This window comes from Thioalkalivibrio sp. ALE25 (assembly GCF_000377285.1).
GTDB lineage: Bacteria > Pseudomonadota > Gammaproteobacteria > Ectothiorhodospirales > Ectothiorhodospiraceae > Thioalkalivibrio.
The window spans coordinates 64,576-85,016 of sequence record NZ_KB897935.1 but is presented as its reverse complement, the minus strand read 5'-3'; the positions used below and the strand labels follow the sequence as shown (position 1 = coordinate 85,016).

At 66.3% G+C, this 20,441-nt stretch carries 17 protein-coding genes and 4 tRNA genes; 20 read left to right on the top strand and 1 reads right to left on the bottom strand.

Features of this window, described 5'->3' with window-relative positions:
- The first annotated feature begins 26 nt into the window (after positions 1-26).
- The 19 genes from tolQ to C996_RS0110990 all read left to right on the top strand — a co-directional run bounded on the left by tolQ (position 27) and on the right by C996_RS0110990 (position 17,157).
- The gene (gene tolQ, locus C996_RS0111080; protein WP_018867507.1) at positions 27-701 is read left to right on the top strand and encodes a protein TolQ; all 675 of its coding nucleotides are present in this window, start codon (positions 27-29) and stop codon (positions 699-701) included.
- 3 nt (positions 702-704) lie between these two features.
- Positions 705-1,157: a protein TolR gene (tolR, locus tag C996_RS0111075; protein ID WP_018867506.1), complete on the top strand. Its 453-nt coding sequence runs from the start codon at positions 705-707 to the stop codon at positions 1,155-1,157.
- Positions 1,158-1,167: 10 nt separating this feature from the next.
- Entirely contained in the window at positions 1,168-2,181 is a 1,014-nt protein-coding gene (tolA, locus tag C996_RS0111070; protein ID WP_018867505.1) for a cell envelope integrity protein TolA, read from the top strand.
- A 34-nt stretch (positions 2,182-2,215) separates the two neighbouring features.
- Positions 2,216-3,502 carry a Tol-Pal system beta propeller repeat protein TolB gene (gene tolB, locus C996_RS0111065; RefSeq protein ID WP_038032937.1) on the top strand — a complete coding sequence of 429 codons (1,287 nt, stop codon included), beginning with the start codon at positions 2,216-2,218 and terminating at the stop codon, positions 3,500-3,502.
- A gap of 45 nt (positions 3,503-3,547) precedes the next feature.
- Positions 3,548-4,102, top strand: coding sequence for a peptidoglycan-associated lipoprotein Pal (pal, locus tag C996_RS0111060; RefSeq protein WP_018867503.1), 555 nt, complete (start codon positions 3,548-3,550; stop codon positions 4,100-4,102).
- 121 nt (positions 4,103-4,223) lie between these two features.
- Positions 4,224-4,973, top strand: a complete 750-nt coding sequence (gene ybgF / locus C996_RS0111055; protein WP_018867502.1) for a tol-pal system protein YbgF — start codon at positions 4,224-4,226, stop codon at positions 4,971-4,973.
- Positions 4,970-5,665 carry a 7-carboxy-7-deazaguanine synthase QueE gene (gene queE / locus C996_RS0111050; protein WP_018867501.1) on the top strand — a complete coding sequence of 232 codons (696 nt, stop codon included), beginning with the start codon at positions 4,970-4,972 and terminating at the stop codon, positions 5,663-5,665. The genes ybgF and queE overlap by 4 nt, the downstream gene beginning before the upstream one ends.
- Position 5,666: 1 nt before the next feature.
- Positions 5,667-6,353 (top strand): 7-cyano-7-deazaguanine synthase QueC, encoded by a 687-nt coding sequence (gene queC, locus C996_RS0111045; RefSeq protein WP_018867500.1) that lies wholly within the window; start codon positions 5,667-5,669, stop codon positions 6,351-6,353.
- Positions 6,354-6,491: 138 nt separating this feature from the next.
- Positions 6,492-7,760: a YeeE/YedE family protein gene (locus C996_RS0111040; protein WP_028484713.1), complete on the top strand. Its 1,269-nt coding sequence runs from the start codon at positions 6,492-6,494 to the stop codon at positions 7,758-7,760.
- Positions 7,761-7,899: 139 nt separating this feature from the next.
- A tRNA-Lys gene (locus C996_RS0111035) sits at positions 7,900-7,975 on the top strand.
- Between the two features lie 131 nt (positions 7,976-8,106).
- Positions 8,107-8,193 (top strand) — tRNA-Leu (locus C996_RS0111030).
- Positions 8,194-8,275: 82 nt separating this feature from the next.
- A complete protein-coding gene (gene tig / locus C996_RS0111025; protein ID WP_026279296.1) occupies positions 8,276-9,583 on the top strand; it encodes a trigger factor in 1,308 nt (435 codons plus the stop codon).
- Positions 9,580-10,221, top strand: coding sequence for an ATP-dependent Clp endopeptidase proteolytic subunit ClpP (gene clpP / locus C996_RS0111020; protein ID WP_018867497.1), 642 nt, complete (start codon positions 9,580-9,582; stop codon positions 10,219-10,221). The genes tig and clpP overlap by 4 nt, the downstream gene beginning before the upstream one ends.
- Before the next feature lie 148 nt (positions 10,222-10,369).
- Complete coding sequence (gene clpX, locus C996_RS0111015) at positions 10,370-11,650, top strand: ATP-dependent Clp protease ATP-binding subunit ClpX (protein WP_018867496.1); 1,281 nt, start codon at positions 10,370-10,372, stop codon at positions 11,648-11,650.
- An 82-nt stretch (positions 11,651-11,732) separates the two neighbouring features.
- On the top strand, positions 11,733-14,198 hold the full coding sequence (gene lon / locus C996_RS0111010) for an endopeptidase La (RefSeq protein WP_018867495.1): 2,466 nt from the start codon (positions 11,733-11,735) through the stop codon (positions 14,196-14,198).
- Between the two features lie 260 nt (positions 14,199-14,458).
- Entirely contained in the window at positions 14,459-14,731 is a 273-nt protein-coding gene (locus tag C996_RS0111005; RefSeq protein WP_017940837.1) for an HU family DNA-binding protein, read from the top strand.
- Positions 14,732-14,742: 11 nt separating this feature from the next.
- A tRNA-Val gene (locus C996_RS0111000) sits at positions 14,743-14,818 on the top strand.
- Between the two features lie 36 nt (positions 14,819-14,854).
- Positions 14,855-14,931: transfer RNA gene (locus C996_RS0110995), tRNA-Asp, on the top strand.
- Positions 14,932-15,267: 336 nt separating this feature from the next.
- Positions 15,268-17,157: a SurA N-terminal domain-containing protein gene (locus tag C996_RS0110990; protein ID WP_018867494.1), complete on the top strand. Its 1,890-nt coding sequence runs from the start codon at positions 15,268-15,270 to the stop codon at positions 17,155-17,157.
- Between the two features lie 339 nt (positions 17,158-17,496).
- Here the strand turns inward: C996_RS0110990 and C996_RS0110985 are convergent, their stop codons facing one another.
- Positions 17,497-18,300, bottom strand: a complete 804-nt coding sequence (locus C996_RS0110985) for an enoyl-ACP reductase (RefSeq protein WP_018867493.1) — start codon at positions 18,298-18,300, stop codon at positions 17,497-17,499.
- Between the two features lie 252 nt (positions 18,301-18,552).
- Between C996_RS0110985 and C996_RS0110980 the strand changes: the two genes are divergently transcribed.
- Positions 18,553-20,412: a peptide-binding protein gene (locus C996_RS0110980; protein WP_018867492.1), complete on the top strand. Its 1,860-nt coding sequence runs from the start codon at positions 18,553-18,555 to the stop codon at positions 20,410-20,412.
- The last annotated feature ends 29 nt before the right edge of the window (positions 20,413-20,441 follow it).

Here is a 20,441-nt window from a genome sequence, read left to right as displayed (position 1 = left end):
ATGGACAAGTGACAGTCGACTTTTCGATGTACCAGCTGATCATGGACGCCAGTCTGATCGTGCAGCTGGTCATGGTGATCCTGGTGATCGCCTCGGTGCTCTCCTGGCTGGTGATCATCATCAAGGCGCGCTCGCTGAACGCGGCCCAGCGGGCCAGCGACGAGTTCGAGGAACGGTTCTGGTCGGGCGCGGACCTCTCGCACCTGTACGAGGGCGTACGCCGCAAGTCCGAGATGTCCGGCATGGAGCACGTGTTCTCCTCCGGCTTCAAGGAATTCCTGCGTGCCCGCCAGCACGGCATGGTGGCCGGCGAGCCGGCCCATCGCGCGATGCGCGTGGCCATCGCCCGCGAGACCGACGAGATGGAGCGCTATCTGCAGTTCCTCGCCACAGTCGGTTCCACCAGCCCGTACATCGGCCTGTTCGGGACCGTGTGGGGCATCATGCATGCCTTTCTCGGGCTGTCCGGCGTGCAGCAGGCCACGCTGGCGATGGTCGCCCCCGGGATCGCCGAGGCGCTGATCGCCACCGCGCTGGGCCTGTTCGCGGCCATCCCGGCGGTCATCGCCTACAACCGCTTTGCCGGGGACGTCGATCGCGTGGCCTCGCGCCTGGAGAACTTCAGCGACGAGTTCGTGGCCCTGCTGAACCGCCAGGGCGCGGGCAAGCCGGCCGAGGGCGCCGCCGGGGCGCCGGCCTGAACCATGGCCGAGTCGCGTCGCAACAGCCGCCGCCTGCGGCGGCCCATGTCGCAGATCAACGTCGTGCCGTTCATCGACGTGATGCTGGTCCTGCTGATCATTTTTATGATCACCGCCCCGATGCTGCAGCAGGGGGTGGAGGTCGATCTGCCGGAGGCCGATGCCGAGGCCCTGGACGAGGATCCATCCGCGGCCGAGCCACTGGTGGTCACCGTGGATGCTTCCGGGGCCATGAGCCTGAACCAGGGCCCGTACGTGAACGAGCCGCTGGCGCCGCAGGAGATGACCGAGATCGTGCGCGAGTTCCTCGCCGAGAATCCGGGCACCCAGACCTTCGTGCGCGGGGACCGCAACGTGGACTACGGCCGGGTGATCGATGCAATGGTCGCCCTGCAGCGCGCCGGGGGCGGTCGTGTCGGCTTGATCACCGAACCGCCACGTAACAACCAGGACTGAGCTACACGCCGTGTTCGAGCTCCTGCGCCGTCACCCCCTCAGCCTGCTCCTCGTCCTGATCCTGCACGGGGTGCTGTTCGCGGCGTTGCTGCTGAACGTGAGCCTGATGTCGCCGACCTCGACCCGGGCGGCGGTGGAGATCTCGGTGCAGGAGGATATCGAGGTGATCGACGCGGTCGCGGTGGATGCCGAGACCTTCGACCGCATCGAGCACCAGCGCGAGGTGGCCGAACAGGAGCAGGTCGCCGAGCAGCTGCGAGCGGAAGAGGAGCGCCGCCGTGCCGAGGAGCAGGCCCGGCGCGAGGAGGAACGGCGCCAGGCCGAGGAACAGCGCCGCCGCGAGGAAGCCGAGCGCGCGCGCCAGCAGGCGCTGGAAGAGGCCGAGCAGGCGCGCCGCGAGGCGGAGGAAGAGCGGCGCCGCGCGCGCGAGGAGGCCGAGGCCGAGCGCGAGCGCATCCGCCAGGAACGCGAGGCCGCGGAGCAGGCGCGGCGCGAGGCCGAGGAGGCGCGCGAACGCGAGGAAGCCGAGCGGCGGGAGCGCGAGGAGGCGGAGCGCCAGGCGCGGGAAGAGGCAGAGCGGCGCGAACGCGAGGAGGCCGAACGCCGCGAGCGGGAGGAGGCGGAGCGTCGCGCCGAGCAGGAGCGTGAGCTGGAAGAGCAGCGCCGGCGCGAGGCGATGGAGCGCGAGCGCGAACGTCTGGCCGAGGCACAGGCGCAACGCGAGGCCGCCGAGCGCCAGGCGCAGCTGGACCGGGAGCTGAACGAATGGCGTGCCCAGGTGCAGTCGGTGGTGCAGCGGCGCTGGCGCCAGCCCTCGGGCCTGGATGCGTCGGACCGTGCCATTGTTCTCGTGCGTGTCAACGAGACCGGGCGTATCATCAATTTCGATATCGAGAGCTGCTCGGGCGGGTCCGCCTTCTGCGAATCGGTCCGCCAGACCATGGACCGTTTGTCCTCGCTGCCGCGTCCGCCCGACGCGGATGCCGTGCGCGGCGGGGTGCGCATCCGTTTCGAGCCCGACTGACCGGCCCGCTCCCAACCGGGCCACGAGGAACACCATGCAACGAATGATTCACGCGATGCTGCTGGGGCTGGCGCTGCTGTGGTCGGCGCAGGCTCACGCGGTGCTGGAAGTGACCGTGACCGAGGGTGTGACCGGGGCCATTCCGGTCGCGGTCGCACCGTTCACCTGGGAGGGTGAGGGCCGCCCGGACGAGGATGTGGGGCGAATCCTGGCCGCGAATCTGACCCGTAGCGGTCTGTTCGACGTTGAGCGCGAGGGGCTGCCGCGGGCCCCCTCGGGCCCGGCCGACTTCATCGCGCAGCCCTGGGCCGACGCCGGCATGGAGTACCTGGTGGTGGGCTCCAAGCGCCCGGACGGGGACAACGTGATCGTGGAGTTCCACGTGTTCGACGTGCTGGCGGAGGAGCGCCTGGGTGGCTGGCGCATCCCGGTGCCGGCGGACATGCTCCGGAGGGGCGCCCACCGCGTATCGGACATCGTCTACGAACAGATCACCGGCGACCCGGGCGCCTTCAGCGCGCGTATCGCGTTCGTCAGTGTCGAGCGCCAGAACGACTCGCGCACCTTCCGGCTGGAGGTGGCCGATTCCGACGGGGCCAATCCGCGCACCCTGTTCCGCTCCGAGGATCCGATCATGTCGCCCGACTGGTCCCCGGATGGCCGCGAGCTGGTCTACGTCTCGTTCGAGAACCGCCGTTCCGAGGTCTTTCGCCAGAATGTGGAGACCGGCGAGCGCTCGCGTATCGCCAGCTTCACCGGGATCAATAGTGCCCCGGCCTGGTCGCCGGACGGTCGCCAGCTGGCGCTGAGCCTGTCGCGCGACGGCTCGCCGAACATCTATGTGATGGACCTGGCCTCCGGGGATCTGCGGCAGCTGACGCGTTCCAGCGCGATCGAGACCGAGCCGGTCTGGTCGCCGGACGGCGAGACGATCTATTTCACCTCCGACCGGGCGGGGGCCCCGCAGATCTATGCCCAGCCAGCCGGCGGCGGGAATGCGCGGCGTCTGACCTTCGAGAGCGGCTACGCGGCCGCCGCTACCATCTCGCCGGACGGGCGGTCGCTGGTGTATGTCCATGGGGGTGACGGCGGATTTCAGCTGGCCCGACTCGATCTGGATGACCGCCGTGTGACGCGCCTCACGGACGGACGCGATGCAGAGTCGCCAAGCTTTGCCCCCAATGGCAGCATGATCCTGTATGCCATGACCGACGGGGGGCGGGGCGTGCTCGGTTCCGTCAGCCGCGACGGCCAGGTGCACCAGCGTCTGGCCGCCCGTGAAGGCGAGGTGCGCGAGCCGGCCTGGTCACCCCTGAACTGATTTTCGGACCCTTTGACTGTCACCTTCTTTCGAGGAACCAACACCATGAACAACGCGTTTCGTCTGACCCTTGCCGCCGTGGTGATCGCGGCCCTGTCGGCTTGTGCCACTCCGACCCGCGATGCCGAGGATGCCGAGCGTGCCGCCGAGCGCGAACGTGCCGCCGAGCAGGAGCGGGCCGAACGCGAGGCCGCCGAGGCCCGTGGTATCGGTCGCGACCGGGAGTTCGATGCCGCCGCCCTGGACGACCCGGACAGTCCGCTGGCCGAGCGCCTGGTCTACTTCGACTTCGACCGTGACGAGGTGAAATCCGAATTCATGCCGATGCTGGAGGCCCACGCGGCCTACCTGGCGGAGAACCCCGGCGCGCGCATGCGCCTGGAGGGGCATACGGATGAGCGCGGCACCCGCGAATACAACCTGGCCCTGGGCGAACGCCGTGCGCAGTCCGTGCGGCGGGTGCTGAATCTGAACGGCGCCTCGGATGACCAGCTCGAGGTCATCAGTTATGGTGAGGAGATGCCGGTGGCCTTCCAGCAGAACGAGGAGGCCTGGGCCAAGAACCGCCGGGTCGAGCTCGTCTACGAATCCCGGCGCTGAGTCAGGGTAGGTAAACCCGGGAAGCCAGATGCGATCGATGTTCAGGACGTCTTGCGGAGATGCCCCCTCGGGGGCATTTCTGTTTCGGAACCCGGCGCGCCCGGGGCCGTTCCTGGCGGCCATGCTGGCCGCGGCCTTTGTCCTGACCCCGCTGGCTCTGATGCCGGGGACCGCCGGGGCGCAGGACGACACCGTGTTCGCGACCCAGTCGCAGATCCGCCAGCTGGATCGGCGCCTGGACCGTATCGAACGCGTGCTGGACTCCAGCGCGATGAACGAGCTGCTGCAGGTTTCCGAGTCGCTGAACCGGGACCTGCGCGAACTGCGCGGGGAGGTGGAGACCCTGCGCCACGAGGTGAACCGCCTCAGTACCCGTCAGCGCGACCAGTTCCGCCACCTGGACGAGCGCGTGGCCGCCGTCGAGGGTGGGGCCCCGGTGCCGGACGCAACCCCGCGCGAGGAGGTGGTCGAGCTGGATCTGCCTGAGGCCGACGAGCAGGCCGCCTATCAGGAGGCCTTTGACGATCTGATGGCCGGTGATTACGCCACCGCCATGCGCAAGCTGGAGCGTTTCATCGAGGATTACCCCGAGGGGAGCTTTACCGCGAATGCGTGGTACTGGCTGGCGGAGGCGAAGTACGCCAGCGGCGAATTCGAGGCGGCGCTCGAGGACTTCCAGCGCCTGCGCGAGGATTTCCCCGAAAGCGACAAGAGTGGGGATGCCCTGCTGAAGATCGGGTACTCCCACTACGAGCTGGAGGACTTCGATGCGGCCCGCGAGGCCCTGGAGGCAGTGCGTGCCGACTATGGCGGTACGACACTGGACCGCCTGGCCCGCGAACGCCTGCAGCGGATCGATCGCGCCCAATGACCACCGCCCCGTTGCGTGACGCCCGTGGCTCGGGGGTCGTCGACCCGGCGTCGGTGCGGCTGCGGATCAGCGAGATGTTTGTCTCGCTGCAGGGCGAGGCGGCGCAGGTCGGCTGGCCCACGGCCTTCGTGCGCCTGACCGGTTGCCCGCTACGCTGCCGCTGGTGCGACAGCGAATACGCCTTCGAGGGCGGCGAGGCGCTGATGTTGCCGACGGTCCTCGACTGGGTCGGGCGCACCGGGGTGCGGCATGTCTGCGTGACCGGTGGTGAACCCCTGGCCCAGCCGGGCTGCCTGCCGCTGCTGGAGGCACTGTGCGACGCCGGGTTCACGGTTTCGCTGGAGACCAGCGGGGCGATGGACATCGCCGGTGTCGACCCCCGGGTCGCCATCGTGATGGACTGGAAGGCGCCGGGCTCGAAGGAGGCCGAACGCAACCTCCCCGATAACATTCCGCGGCTGAAGGCCGGGGACCAGCTGAAGTTCGTGCTGGCCGGGCGCGCAGACTTTGACTGGGCCCGGGCCGAGCTCGAGCGCCTGGGGCTGGACCCGGAGGTCGAGGTCCTGTTCTCGCCCGTGTTCGGCGAACTGGAGCCGCGGACCCTGGCTGACTGGATCGTGGCCGAACGTGTGCCGGTACGCTTCCAGGTGCAGCTGCACAAGCTCCTCTGGGGCGATCAGCCGGGCCGCTGATATGAACGAACGCGCGGAACAGGCCGTGGTGCTGCTCTCGGGCGGGCTCGACTCGGCGACCTGCCTGGCCATGGCGCGCGCCGAAGGCCTGGAGTGCCATGCCCTGTCCATTGACTATGGACAGCGCCACCGGACCGAGCTGGAGGCTGCGCGGCGGGTCGCCGCGGACCAGGGCGTGACCGACCACCGCGTGGTGGCGGTGGACCTGAGCGCCATCGGCGGCTCGGCGCTGACAGACACGGCGATCGATGTACCGACCGCGCCGACCGAGGGCATCCCGGTGACCTACGTGCCGGCGCGCAACACGGTGTTTCTGGCCCTGGCCCTGGGGCTGGCCGAGACCCTGGACGCGCGGCTGCTCTACGTCGGCGCCAATGCGGTGGACTATTCCGGTTATCCGGATTGCCGTCCGGCCTTCATCGACGCGTTCCGCGACCTGGCCCGGGTGGCCACCCGCAGCGGGGTCGAGGGCACGCCCTGGGAGGTGCGGGCGCCGCTGATGCACCTGTCCAAGGCCGAGATCATCCGGGCGGGCAGCGAGCTCGGGGTGGACTACCGCCACACGGTCAGTTGCTATCAGGCCGATGCCGAGGGGCGCGCCTGCGGCCGCTGCGACAGTTGCCGCATCCGGCGCGAGGGCTTTGCTGCGGCCGGCGTGCCGGACCCGACCCGCTATATCCCCGCGTGATGCCCGCCGGCAGCCCGCCGGCTGCATGTTCGTTCCCGCAGGAATGAAAACGGGCTCGATCTCGTCTAGCGTCCGATGTATGCTGCGCACCCCGTGGGTGCAGGCCTGCCCTGAAATCTTTCGTCGAGAGGATACGTGATGGAATTCTCCAGTTTTTCAACTGCCGCGATGGCGTTCCTCGGTGGGGCGTTCATCCTCGCCTTCATCATGGGGGCCGTGGCGAACAAGACCAACTTCTGCACCATGGGCGCCGTCTCCGACTGGGTGAACATGGGTGATACCGGGCGTATGCGCTCCTGGCTGCTGGCGATCGCCGTGGCCATGCTGGGCGTGGCCATCCTCGAGTTCTTCGGGGTGCTGAGCGCCGACGGTTCCTTCCCGAACTACCGCATGAGCGAGTTCCAGTGGGTCGAGCACGCCCTGGGCGGCTTCCTGTTCGGGATCGGCATGACCTACGCCTCCGGCTGCGGGAACAAGACCCTGGTGCGCGTCGGTGGCGGCAACATCAAGTCGCTGATGGTGCTGATCGTGATCGCGATCATCGCCTACTACATGGTGCGCCCGCTGCCGGGTACCTCCGATACCCTCTATTCCCTGCTGTTCATGGACTGGACCACCGCGCTGGCCATCTCCACCCCGGCGGGCCAGGACCTGGGTACCCTGGTGGCCGGCGAAGAGAACGGCCTGACCGCCCGCCTGGTGCTGGGCGCGGTGATCGGCGTGCTGCTGCTGGCCCTGATCTTCAAGGCCGCGGACTTCCGCAAGAGCTTTGACAACATCCTGGGTGGTCTGGTGATCGGCCTGATGGTGCTCGGCGCCTGGTGGCTGACCAGCAACATCCAGATCGACGACGGCATGGACACCTACACCCCGCAGGCCTACGTGGCCGACTGGGACTTCGTGGCCGATGCAGACGCGGGTGAGCGCCCGTCCGAGAGTGCCCCGTGGGCCAACCAGTCGTTCACCTTCATCAATCCGATGGGCCAGAGCCTGCGTTACGTGTCGAGCGGGTTTGACAACACCGTGCTGTACTTCGGCGTGATGGCGCTGGCCGGCGTGATCCTCGGCTCCTTCTTCTGGGCCCTGGTTACCCGTGCGTTCCGCTTCGAGTGGTTCGCCTCGGTGCGCGACTTCGTGAACCACTTCATCGGCGCGATCCTGATGGGCTTCGGTGGCGTGCTGGCGATGGGCTGCACCATCGGCCAGGGCATCACCGGGATCTCCACGCTCGCGCTGGGCGGCTTCCTGACCTTCATCATGATCGTCTTCGGGGCCGCGCTGACCATGAAGATCCAGTACTACAAGATGGTCTACGAAGACGAGGCCTCCTTCGGCAAGGCGCTGATCACCTCGCTGGTGGACATGAAGCTGCTGCCGGGTGGCATGCGCAAGCTGGAAGCCATCTGATGGCGTAGCGGCGGGGGCGCCTTGCGTTTTCCCCGCCGCGCCGTAAACTACGCGGCACTGGAGGCCCGGTGATCCCGGGCCTTCGGTTTTGCAGCTCGGCCAGGGCGACCCGCGGGGTCGCCGCCGGCCAAACCGAATAGGGTCGTTAGCTCAGTTGGTAGAGCAGTTGGCTTTTAACCAATTGGTCGTAGGTTCGAATCCTACACGACCCACCATTTTCTCCGGTCCCCGCGCCGGCACAAGGGCCCGTTCATACGGGCCTTTTGTGTTTGCGGGCGGGGAACACGCTAGAATGTGCGGCTGTTGCGCGGTAACAGCGCGAGAAACGAGAGTTTTCTGCAAGATCGCGAAAGTGGCGGAACTGGTAGACGCGCTGGGTTTAGGTCCCAGTGGGGTAAAACCCGTGAGAGTTCGAGTCTCTCCTTTCGCACCACAGTCCGCATTTCCCAACGCCATGAAGGTTACCACTGCGATCGGCAGGGATGACCGATATCCGAACTATGACGAGGCCCTCCATGCAAGTTTCTGTTGAAGCCACCGGCAACCTGGAACGCAAGATGACCATCCAGGTCCCCTCCGAGCGGGTCGACACCGAGGTCGACAACCGCCTGAAGTCCCTGGCCAAGCGGGTCAAGCTGGACGGGTTTCGCCCGGGCAAGGTCCCGCTGAAGGTGGTGCGCCAGCGCTATGGCACCGGCGTCTACCAGGAGGTGCTGAGCGAGGTCCTGCAGGAGAGCTACCGCGAGGCGGTGCAGCAGGAGGGTCTGGAACCGGCCGGCAACCCGAGCATCGAGCCGACCAGCCTGGAGGGCGGCGACGCCATCGAGTTTACCGCCAGCTTCCAGGTGTTCCCGGAGGTGCAGGTGGCCGACTTCGCCGACGTCGAGATCGAGCGGCCGAAGGCCGAGGTGGCGGACGAGGACATCGACCGCGTGATTGACTCGCTGCGCGAGCAGAACAAGGAGTGGGCCGAGGTCAAGCGCAAGGCGAAGAAGGGCGACCGTGTCACCCTGGACTTCGTCGGCACCCTGAACGGCGAGGAGTTCGAGGGCGGCAAGGCCGAGGACTTCCAGGTCGAGGTCGGCGCCGGGCGCCTGATCGAGAGCTTCGAGAAGCAGCTCAAGGGCGTGAAGGCCGGCGAGGAGCCGACCATCGACGTCACCTTCCCCGAGGATTACCCGGCGGAGAACCTGAAGGGCCAGACCGCGCAGTTCGCCCTGACCATCAAGCAGGTCGAGGGGCCCAAGCTGCCGGAGGTCGACGAAGAGTTCGCGAAGAAATTCGGCATCGAGGACGGCTCGGTGGAGAAACTTCGCGCTGATGTGCGGTCCAATATGGAGCGGGAACTGCGTCAGGCCCTGAAGGGCCGGGTTAAGCAGCAGGTCCTGGAGGCCGTGGTCGACAAGCACGACTTCGACCTGCCGGACGCCCTGGTGAAGTCGGAGATCAACCGTCTGCGCGAGGAAGCCGAGAAGCGCTTCGGTGGCGCCGAGCAGACCCAGCCGCTGCCGGACAGCCTGTTCGAGGACGAGGCGAAGCGCCGCGTCCGCCTGGGGCTGGCCCTGCGTGCGATCATCGACCAGAAGGGCTTCGAGGTGGACGCCGAGCGCGTCGAGCGCGATCTCGAGGAGATGGCCGCGACCTACGAGGACCCGGAAGAGGTGAAGAACTACTACCGCTCCAATCCCCAGGCCAAGAGCAACCTGGAGTCGCTGGTGCTGGAAGACCAGGTGGTCGACTGGGTGGTCGAGCAGGCCAAGGTCACCGAGAAGGAAACCAGCTTCCAGGACGTCATGAATCCGAACAAGGAGTCGACTGAATGAGCCACGACATGGCCGACCAGGGTGCGCAGCATGCCCAGGGCCTGAACCTGGTCCCGATGGTGGTCGAACAGACCGCCCGCGGCGAGCGCGCCTACGACATCTATTCCCGTCTGCTGAAGGACCGGGTCATCTTCTGTGTGGGTCCGGTCGAGGACTACATGGCCAACGTGATCGTGGCTCAGCTGCTGTTCCTCGAGTCGGAGAACCCGGACAAGGAGATCAGCCTGTACATCAACTCCCCGGGGGGCGCGGTCACCGCCGGCATGGCGATCTACGACACCATGCAGTTCATCAAGCCCGAGGTCAGCACGCTGTGCGTGGGCCAGGCCGCGAGCATGGGCGCTGTTCTGCTGGCGGGCGGGGCCCCCGGCAAGCGCCATACGCTGCCGCACTCGCGGGTGATGATCCACCAGCCGCTGGGCGGCTTTCAGGGTCAGGCGTCGGATATCGATATCCATGCCCGCGAGATCCTGAAGATCCGCGACGAGCTGAACCGCGTACTGGCCCACCACACCGGCCAGCCGATCGAGAAGATCGAGCAGGACACCGATCGCGACCGCTTCATGACCGCGACCGACGCCAAGGAATACGGCCTGGTCGACCACGTCCTGACCCACCGCAACTCCGCGGACGACTGATCCCCTCGTCCGCGCCGATCGCAACCGCGCCCCGGAGACCGGCTCCGGGGCGGGGCCTCAATACCGGACTTCTGCTTGGCCCGTTTGCAACTCACAGGCAAACGGGGCATGTTTTGAAGAACACTGAAATCGCAACCGAGGCAAACGGATGAGCGACGAAACCACCCCCTCCGCCGACGGCAAGCTCCTGTACTGTTCTTTCTGCGGAAAGAGTCAGCACGAGGTGCGCAAGCTGATCGCCGGGCCATCCGTATTCATCTGCGACGAGTGCGTCGAGCTGTGCAATGACATCATCCGCGAGGAGATGCAGGAGGCCGGCCACACCGAGCGGGATTCCCTCCCGACCCCGCACGAGATCCGCGCGATCCTGGACGACTACGTGATCGGCCAGAACTCCGCGAAGAAGATCCTCTCGGTCGCGGTGTACAACCACTACAAGCGTCTGCAGGCCAAGGCCGGCAAGGACGATGTCGAGCTGTCCAAGTCGAACATCATGCTGATCGGCCCGACCGGCTCCGGCAAGACGCTGCTGGCCGAGACGCTGGCGCGAGTACTGAACGTCCCGTTCACCATCGCCGACGCGACCACGCTGACCGAGGCCGGTTACGTGGGCGAGGATGTCGAGAACATCATCCAGAAGCTGCTGCAGAAGTGCGACTACGATGTGGAGAAGGCCGAGAACGGCATCGTCTACATCGACGAGATCGACAAGGTCTCGCGCAAGTCGGACAACCCCTCCATCACCCGTGACGTCTCGGGCGAGGGTGTGCAGCAGGCGTTGCTGAAGCTGATCGAGGGCACCACCGCCTCGGTCCCCCCGCAGGGCGGGCGCAAGCATCCGCAGCAGGAGTTCCTGCAGGTCGATACCAGCAACATCCTGTTCATCTGCGGCGGGGCCTTCTCCGGGCTGGAGAAGGTCATCCAGCAGCGCGCCGAGAAGGGCGGCATCGGCTTTGGCGCCGAGCTGCGCACCACCGAGGCGGCCAAGTCTGGTGGCCAGTGGCTCAAGCAGCTGGAGGCCGACGACCTGGTGCGCTATGGCCTGATCCCCGAGTTCGTGGGGCGCCTGCCGGTACAGGCGACCCTGGACGAGCTGGACGAGGACGCGCTGATCACCATCCTGACCCAGCCGAAGAACGCCCTGGTCAAGCAGTACGCCCGCCTGTTCGAGATGGAAGGGGTGGAACTGGAGTTCCGCGACGATGCCCTGTCCGCGATCGCCCACAAGGCGATGGAGCGCAAGACCGGGGCGCGCGGCCTGCGCACCATCATGGAGAACATCCTGCTCGACACCATGTACGAGCTGCCGTCCATGGAAGGCGTCAGCAAGGTGGTGATCGACGAGGCGGTGATCCGCGGCGATGCCGAACCGTATCTGGTGTACGAGAACGACTCGTTCGCCAAGAAGCAGGCGGCCGCGGATTCCTGAGCGGAAGTGTTGCGGCGCCCTTGAAATGGGCGCCGCCGCCCCCACTTCCTCCTGTACATTCGTCCAGCCCTGAGGGGGCAACATGACCGATACCCACTCCTCCCAGAACGAGGTGGACTCCCCCGTCAAGCGCGTCGCGGTGCTGCCGCTGCGCGATGTCGTGGTCTATCCGCACATGGTCATCCCGCTGTTCGTGGGTCGCGAGAAGTCGATCCGCGCGCTGGATTCGGCCATGGCCGAGAACAAGCAGGTCCTGCTGGTCGCCCAGAAGAGCGCCGAGGTCGACGAACCCGAAGCCGGCGATCTGCACGATATCGGTACCCTGGGCAACATCCTGCAACTGCTGCGCCTGCCCGACGGCACCATCAAGGTGCTGGTGGAGGGAGCCCAGCGCGCCCGCGTGATGGATGTTTCCACCACCGGTGATGCCGAGAAGGAGGAGGACTACTTCGTCTCCGACATCCGCCTGATCGACGAGGAATACGACACCGAGGACAAGGAACTCGAGGTCCTCGGGCGGTCCGCGCTGAACCAGTTCGAGCAGTACATCAAGCTGAACAAGAAGGTCCCGCCGGAGATCCTGACTTCGCTGGCCGGGATCGACGACACCTCGCGCCTGGCCGATACCATCGCCGCGCACATGTCCCTGAAGCTCGAGGAGAAGCAGCAGGTCCTCGAGATCGCCAATGTGCGCGAACGCCTGGAGCACCTGGTCGCCAAGATCGAGGGCGAGATGGACGTGCTGCAGATCGAGAAGAAGATCCGCGGCCGCGTGAAGCAGCAGATGGAGAAGTCCCAGCGCGAGTACTACCTGAATGAGCAGATGAAGGCCATTCAGAAGGAGCTGGGCGACCTCGAGGACGCGCCGAACGAACAGGAAGACCTGGCCGAGAAGATCGAGAAGGCCGGGATGCCGGAGGAGGCCAAGAAGAAGGCCACCGCCGAGCTGAACAAGCTGAAGATGATGTCGCCGATGTCGGCCGAGGCCACCGTCGTGCGCAGCTACATCGACTGGCTGGTCAATGTCCCGTGGAAGAAGAAGACCCGGGTCAGCAAGGATCTGGCGCGTGCCGAGAAGATCCTCAACGAGGACCACTACGGCCTGGAAGAGGTCAAGGAACGCATCCTCGAGTACCTCGCCGTGCAGTCGCGAGTGCGCAAGCTGAAGGGCCCGATCCTGTGCCTGGTGGGCCCGCCCGGCGTCGGCAAGACCTCGCTGGGCCAGTCCATCGCCCGTGCGACCAACCGCAAGTTCATGCGCATGGCGCTGGGCGGGGTGCGTGACGAGGCCGAGATCCGCGGCCACCGTCGCACCTACATCGGCTCGCTGCCGGGCAAGATCATCCAGAACCTGGCCAAGGTCGGGGTGCGCAACCCGCTGTTCCTGCTCGACGAGATCGACAAGATGGCGATGGATTTCCGCGGCGACCCCGCCTCGGCCATGCTCGAGGTGCTGGATCCGGAGCAGAACCACACCTTCAGCGACCACTATCTGGAGGTCGATTTCGACCTGTCCGACGTGATGTTCGTGGCCACGGCCAACAGCATGCACATCCCCGGGCCGCTGCTGGATCGCATGGAAGTCATCCGGCTGTCCGGCTACACCGAGGACGAGAAGGTCAACATCGCCCACAACTACCTGCTCGACAAGCAGATCAAGGCCAATGGCCTGAAGCCGGCCGAGATCCAGATCTCCGATGCGGCGGTGCGCGACATCGTGCGCTATTACACCCGGGAGGCCGGTGTGCGCTCGCTGGAGCGCGAGATCGCCAAGGTCTGCCGCAAGGTGGCCAAGCAGCGCCTGCTGGCCAGCGAGAAGGAGCGTGCGCGGACCACATCGGTGACCCCGAAGACGCTGGAGAAGTACCTGGGCGTGCGCCGTTTCCGCTTCGGCCTGGCCGAGGAGAACGATCAGATCGGTCAGGTGACCGGTCTGGCCTGGACCGAGGTCGGGGGCGAGCTGCTGACTATCGAGGCCAGCGTGGTCCCGGGCAAGGGCAAGACCCAGCAGACCGGGAAGCTCGGCGACGTGATGCAGGAATCCATCCACGCGGCGCTGACCGTGGTGCGCTCGCGTGCCGAGGCCCTGGGGCTGGAGGAAAACTTCCACGAGAAGAAGGACTTGCATATCCACGTGCCGGAGGGTGCGACGCCCAAGGACGGACCATCTGCCGGTATCGGCATGTGCACCGCGATCGTCTCGGCACTGACCGGGATCCCGGTGCGAGCGGATGTGGCGATGACCGGGGAGATCACCCTGCGCGGCCAGGTCCTCCCGATCGGCGGGTTGAAGGAGAAGCTGCTGGCCGCCCATCGCGGCGGGATCCGCACGGTCCTGATCCCCGAAGAAAACGAGAAGGATCTGGTCGACATCCCGAAGAACATCAAGCAGAAGCTCGATATTCGCCCGGTGCGCTGGATCGACGAGGTCCTGGAGGTGGCGCTGACGCATATGCCGGAGGGCAAGGCGGGCGAAACCCCGGAGAAGGTCGAAGAAGTCGTCAAACCGGCCAAGGAATCCGGCCGTCGCCGGGTTCGGCACCACTAAGCGTCTGTAAACGGACGGAAACCGCGGGGACCCGCAGACCGGGGCTCCGCGGTTTTTTGTGGACTGGATCACACCCGTGCGGGGGCGGTCAGGAGATCGCGTTTGACTCGTTTTCCGGGGGCTTGCTATAACCCCATCCGCATCACCTGATTTCTCGCCGAGGGCAGTCGCGGGGCCATGGAGAAAAGGCCTCCGGCTGGTGTAAGCTAGGCCCAGTCCGGCAGAAAGCCTGAGTCACCACTGAGATAAGGAAGCGCTTCATGAATAAATCCGAACTGATCGACGCGATCGCGGCGGAAGCCGATGTCCCCAAGGCCCAGGCCGGCCGGATCGTGGATGCCATGGTAAGTGTTGTTGGCGACACCCTCGCCAAGGGTGACCAGGTCTCCCTTGTCGGCTTCGGTACCTTCCTGGTGCGCGAGCGTGAGGCCCGCACCGGTCGTAACCCGCGTACCGGTCAGACCATCCAGATCGCCGCTTCGAAAACGCCTTCGTTCAAGGCTGGTAAAGCGCTCAAGGATCGAGTAAACTAGCGCGCTTTATCGGGTGCTTAGCTCAGTTGGTAGAGCGTCGCCCTTACAAGGCGAATGTCGGCGGTTCGAACCCGTCAGCACCCACCAAGTGCAACCCTGACCCTGGTTGCACTGCAAGAATACGGAGCGGTAGTTCAGCTGGTTAGAATACCGGCCTGTCACGCCGGGGGTCGCGGGTTCGAGTCCCGTCCGCTCCGCCATCTCCGAGAAAGGCGCCCTTGTGGCGCCTTTTTCTTTTTTGGGCCATCACGAAGCAGGTTAAGGGCGACTCACAGGAAGATGGGAAGACAGGAAGGGTCGTGACGGGTGGTGTGACTGACTCCGCGCGGCGCGTCGCACCGGCGCTCTCCGGAACCCCGCTCCCAACAACAAGAAACTTCCCGCCTTCCTATCTTCCTGTGAATCGCCCTTGCCCTTCGTCGCGGCGTCGTGTGCTTGCTGGTGGACCCGCAAGCGCAGACGCGCGCGGGCGCGCCTGCTACCATCGGCGGTCGATTCCCGATTTCCTCTCCACGGCGGAGTGAGCAGAGACCATCATGTTGCAAGCGATTCGTGACCGGGCGAGCGGCTGGCTCGCCTATGTGATCATCGGCCTGATCACCATCCCCTTTGCCCTGTGGGGCCTGGGCGAGTATTTCGGCGGGGCCGGCCCGCTGGTGGCGGCCGAGGTGAACGGCACGGATATCGCGGTGCGCGACGTGCATCAGGAAGCGCGCGCCCAGCGCGACGAAATGGCGCGCATGTTCGGCGGCGAGATCCCCGAGGACGTGCTCGACGAGCAGGGTATCCGTCTGCAGGCCCTGGAGACGCTGATCCGGCAAGAGCTGTTGCGCCAGGCGGCGGACTCCGCGGGCTTCAAGGCCGCCGGAGACAGCGTGCTGCGCGAGATCCGCGGTATGCCGGTGTTTCAGGAAGAGGGCCGCTTCAGCCGCGAACGCTACAGCCAGCTGCTGAACGCCCAGCGGATCAGTCCCGCGGACTTCGAACAGGACATCGCGCGCAGCATTGTGCTGTCGCAGATCCAGCGGGGGATCCAGGCGACCGGCGTGGTACCGGAAAGCCTGGTGGAAGACTACAGTCGTCTGCGCAACCAGACCCGCGTGGCCAGCTGGCGGGTCTTCTCCGCGGACGAGTTCGACCGTCCGGACGTGGTGGACGAGGACGCCATCCAGGCGTACTACGAAGCCAATCCCGATGAGTTCACCACCACCGAGCGCGTACGGGTGAGTTATCTCCGGCTGGATCCGGAGGGCCTGGAGGCCGGGGTCGAGGTCACCGAGGACCAGGTGCGCGAGCACTACCGGGTGAACCGCAGCCGCTACGAGCAGCCGGAGCTGCGCGAGGTGCGCCAGATCCGTATTCAGGACACGGGCGAGGAGGGCGAGGCCCGCATCCGGGAGCTGCGCGAGCGGCTGGAGGCCGGCGAGGACTTTGCCGAGCTGGCCGAGGAATACTCGGAGGACAGCCTGACCGCCGACCGTGGCGGGGAGCTGGGCGAGATCGCCCGGGGGGATCTGGGCTCCACGCTGGAGACCGTGATCTTTACCCTGCCGAAGGACCTGATCAGCCAGCCGGTGCGCACCGAGCGAGGCTGGTTCATCCTCGAGGTGACCGCGATCCAGGAGGCCCAGCCGCAGCCGTTCGAAGAGATCCGCGACGAGGTCGAGCAGGATCTGCGCGATCGCACGGCGGAGCAGATGCAGATCGACGCCCTGGACGACATGATGGCGCTGGGGATCGAGTTCCCCGAGAGTCTGGAGCCGGCGGCCGATGCGACCGGGCTGGAGATCCAGACCAGCGACTGGTTCTCGCGGGGCTCCGGGGACGGCATTGCGCGGCACCGCTCCATTCGCAACGCGGCGTTTGATCCGCGGGTGCTGGAAGACGGCCACAACAGCGAGGCAATCGACCTGCAGGACGGCTCCACGGTGATCCTGCGGGTCGACGAACACCAGCCGTCCGAGGTGCGCCCGCTGGCGGAGGTGGAAGACACGATTCGCGAGCGCCTGCAGCGTCAGGCGGCGGCCGATGCCGCCCGTGAAGCCGGCGAGGCCCTGATCGAGCGCCTGACCGCGGCGGAGGACTGGGCCTCAGAGGCGGACGAGAACGGGGCCTGGAGTCGCTCGGTCGAGGTCACCCGCGAGCGCGCCGCGGAACTGCCCACCGGCTTGCAGGACCACCTGTTCCGCCTGCCGGCCCCGGGCGAGGGCGCGGTGGAGATCGCCGGTGCCCGGATCGGCGACGGCGACTTTGCCGTGACCGTGCTGGAAGAGGTGCGTATGGGCGAGGACGTCGCCGATGCCGCTGCACGCCAGCAGGCGCGTGACCAGATCGGTAATGCCTATGGCAGCGCCGAATTCCGGGCCTACCTCGCCTGGCTGGAAGAGCAGGCCGACATCAAGCGCTTCCCCGACGCGCTCGACTAGCCTGAGTCGTTGTATGGAAAGGCCAAGGGACGTAACACCACGGAGGACACGGAGCCCACGAAGAACGTCGTTTGTGACTGACTGGACGGGGCGCGGGGAGCGATGCGTTTGTCCTGTCTCTCGGAATACCTTCGCGCTAAGCAGTCCCTGCGAATTCTCCGTGTCCTCTGTGCACTCTGTGGTTCAACGCCCTTGCCTTATGGCCGCTAATGCCGAGCGGGTTTGATTGGCCGAGACCGGTTGCAGCCCGAAAACAAGAAAGCCCGGCTCCGCTCATGCGGGCCGGGCTTTTCCATGTCTGCCACGGGAAGAGGCGGCATCGGGGCCGAAGCCCGCGAGCTACTTGTTGTCGAGGCCGATCTCGGCCGCGCCCAGGCCCACCGTGTTGTAGCCGGAGTCGACATACATGATCTCGCCGGTGATGCCGGAGGCGAGATCGGAGCAGAGGAAGGCGCCGGCGTTTCCGACCTGTTCGGTGGTCACGTTGCGCCGCAGCGGGGCATTGGCCTCGACGTGGTCGAGGATGCGCTTGAACTCGCCGATCCCGGAGGCCGCGAGGGTGCGGATCGGGCCGGCGGAGATCGCGTTCACCCGGGTGCTCTCCGGTCCCAGCGTATAGGCCAGGTAACGGACGTTCGCCTCCAGGCTCGCCTTGGCCAGACCCATCACGTTGTAGTTGGGCATCGAGCGTTCGGCGCCCAGATAGCTGAGGGTAAGGATGGAGGCGTCTCGATCCTTCATCATCGCGCGGCCGGCCTTGGCAAAGGCCGCGAGGCTGTAGGAGCTGACGTCGTGCGCGATGCGGAAGCCGTCGCGGGTCATGTTGTCGAGGAAGTCGCCTTCCAGTTGCTCCTTGGGTGCGAAGGCCACCGAGTGCACCAGGATGTCGACGCCGTCCCAGTAATTGTCCAGGTGCTCGAAGACCTGTTCAATCTCGCGGTCATCCTCGACGTTGCAGGGCACCAGGATGTCGGAGTCGAAGTCCGCGACCAGTTTCTCGACGCGATCGCGCAGGCGTTCGTTCTGGTAGGTGAAGGCGAGCTCGGCGCCCTCGCGATGCATGGCCGCGGCAATGCCGTAGGCGATGGAACGGTTGCTGGCAACGCCGACGATCAGTGCGCGCTTGCCCTTCAGAAAACCCATGTGACACTCCTTGGTTCGGATCCGTGCGGACGTACCCGGGCGGGCCGTCTCGACGGCGCCCGCCCGGCTGCGGAACCGGGGACGGGCGCGACTGTCTCCGGGATCATACCGATGTGGTGCTAGTGCGGCCAGCACCCGATGAGCCGAAGCAGGTGGCTTGCTATAGTGCCAGCACCCGCGGTCCCCGCGACCGCTCGCCCGTCATGCCGAAAACAGTGTGGCGGGCGGCCAGCGCAACAACCCGGAGGTCTTGTGAGTCGTCATTTCGGTTGGATCGTGACCCTGATCGTGCTGGGCATCCTGTTGCTGCTGGTGATGGTCCAGATCGACCGCCAGTGGCAGCGCATGGCCTCCATGCAGAACACCATGAGCGAGCAGGCTCGGGACCTGCGGGCGCTGCGGCGCAGCCTGCAGGGGCTGGAGTCGGACCTGGCCTCGGGACGTTTCGCCGGCATGGAGGCCGAGCAGGCCCCGCGGGCGGACGCGGTCCCGTCGGCCTTCCGCCGCGCGGCACGGGCCGCGGAGCAGGAGGACTACGCCGAGGGTGACTGGCTGGTGCAGGCCTTTGGCACGGGGCTCGCGACCATTACGCCGTATGTGTCCTCGGATGCCTATGCCTCCGAGGTGCAGAACTATGTGCTGGAGTCGCTGGTGGTTCGCGATCCGGACACCCTGGAATGGCAGGGTCTGCTGGCCGAGTCCTGGGAATTCGACGACAGCGGGACGGAGCTGACCTTCCGCCTGCGTTCGGGGCCGCAGTTTTCCGATGGCGAGCCACTGACCGCGGAGGACGTCGAGTTCACCTTCGATTTCCTGATGACCGATGCCATCGCGGTGCCGCGGTCGCGCGCGTTCCTGGAGAAGGTCGAGGCCGTGGAGGCCGTGGACGAACGCACGGTACGGTTCGTGTTCGAGGAACCGTTCTTCGATGCGATGCGGGTGGCCGGGGGGCTCGATGTGCTGCCGAAGCATTTCTACGAGCGCTACCTGGAGGACCCCGAGACCTTCAACGAGTCGCGCGGCATCCTGCTCGGTTCCGGCCCCTACCGGCTGGAGGACCCGACCGGCTGGACGCCGGACGCCGGGCGCATCGAGCTGGAGCGCAACCCGCGCTACTGGGGTCCGATCGAGCCGCCATTGGATCGCCTGGTCTGGCGCGTAATCCAGAACGACAGCGCGCGCCTGACCACCTTCCGCAACCGGGATATCGATGTCTACGGCGCGCGGCCGCGTGAATACGCCCGGCTACGTGACGATGAGGCGCTGCGCGAACGCGCGGACACTCACGAGTACATGAGTCCGACGGCGGGCTATTCCTATATCGCCTGGAATCAGCAGCGCAACGGCGAGCCAACGCGCTTCGCCGATCCGCGGGTGCGCAAGGCGATGAGCTACCTGACCGACGTGGACCGGCTGATCGAGGAGGTCATGCTGGGGTATGCCGAGCGGGCGATCTCGCCGTTCTCGCCGCGCAGCGATCAGCACAATCCGGATCTCGAACCGATCCCCTTTGATGTCGAGCGGGCCCTGGAGCTGCTCGCCGAGGCCGGCTACCGCGAGCGTAACCGGGATGGCGTGCTGGTGAACGAGGACGGCGAGCCGTTCTCCTTCGAGCTGGCGTATTTCCAGGACAATGAGGACACCCGCCGCATCGCTCTGTTCCTGCGCGATCTCTATGCGCGTGCCGGAGTGGAGATGCGGCCCCAGCCGACCGAGTGGTCGGTGATGCTGGAAAAGCTCAGTCGCCAGGACTTCGACGCCATCACGTTGGGCTGGACCAGTGGCGTCGAGGTGGATATCTACCAGATGTTCCACTCCAGCCAGACCGTTTCCGGCGGCGATAACTTTATCCACTACCAGAACCCCGAGCTGGACGCGATCATCGAGGCGGCCCGCGGCGAGGTGGACGAGCCGGCGCGCATGGAGCTGTGGCGCGAGGCCGAGCGCATCCTGCACGAGGACCAGCCCTACACCTTCCTGATGCGGCGCCAGACGCTGGCCTTCATCGACCGGCGCATCCAGAACCTGGAACAGACCGCGCTGGGGCTGAACCTCGGGGCGGTGCCGCTGGAGATCTACGTGCCCTTCGAACTCCAGCGCTACGGACAGTAGTCGCCCATGGGCCACGTAGTGGAACCGAT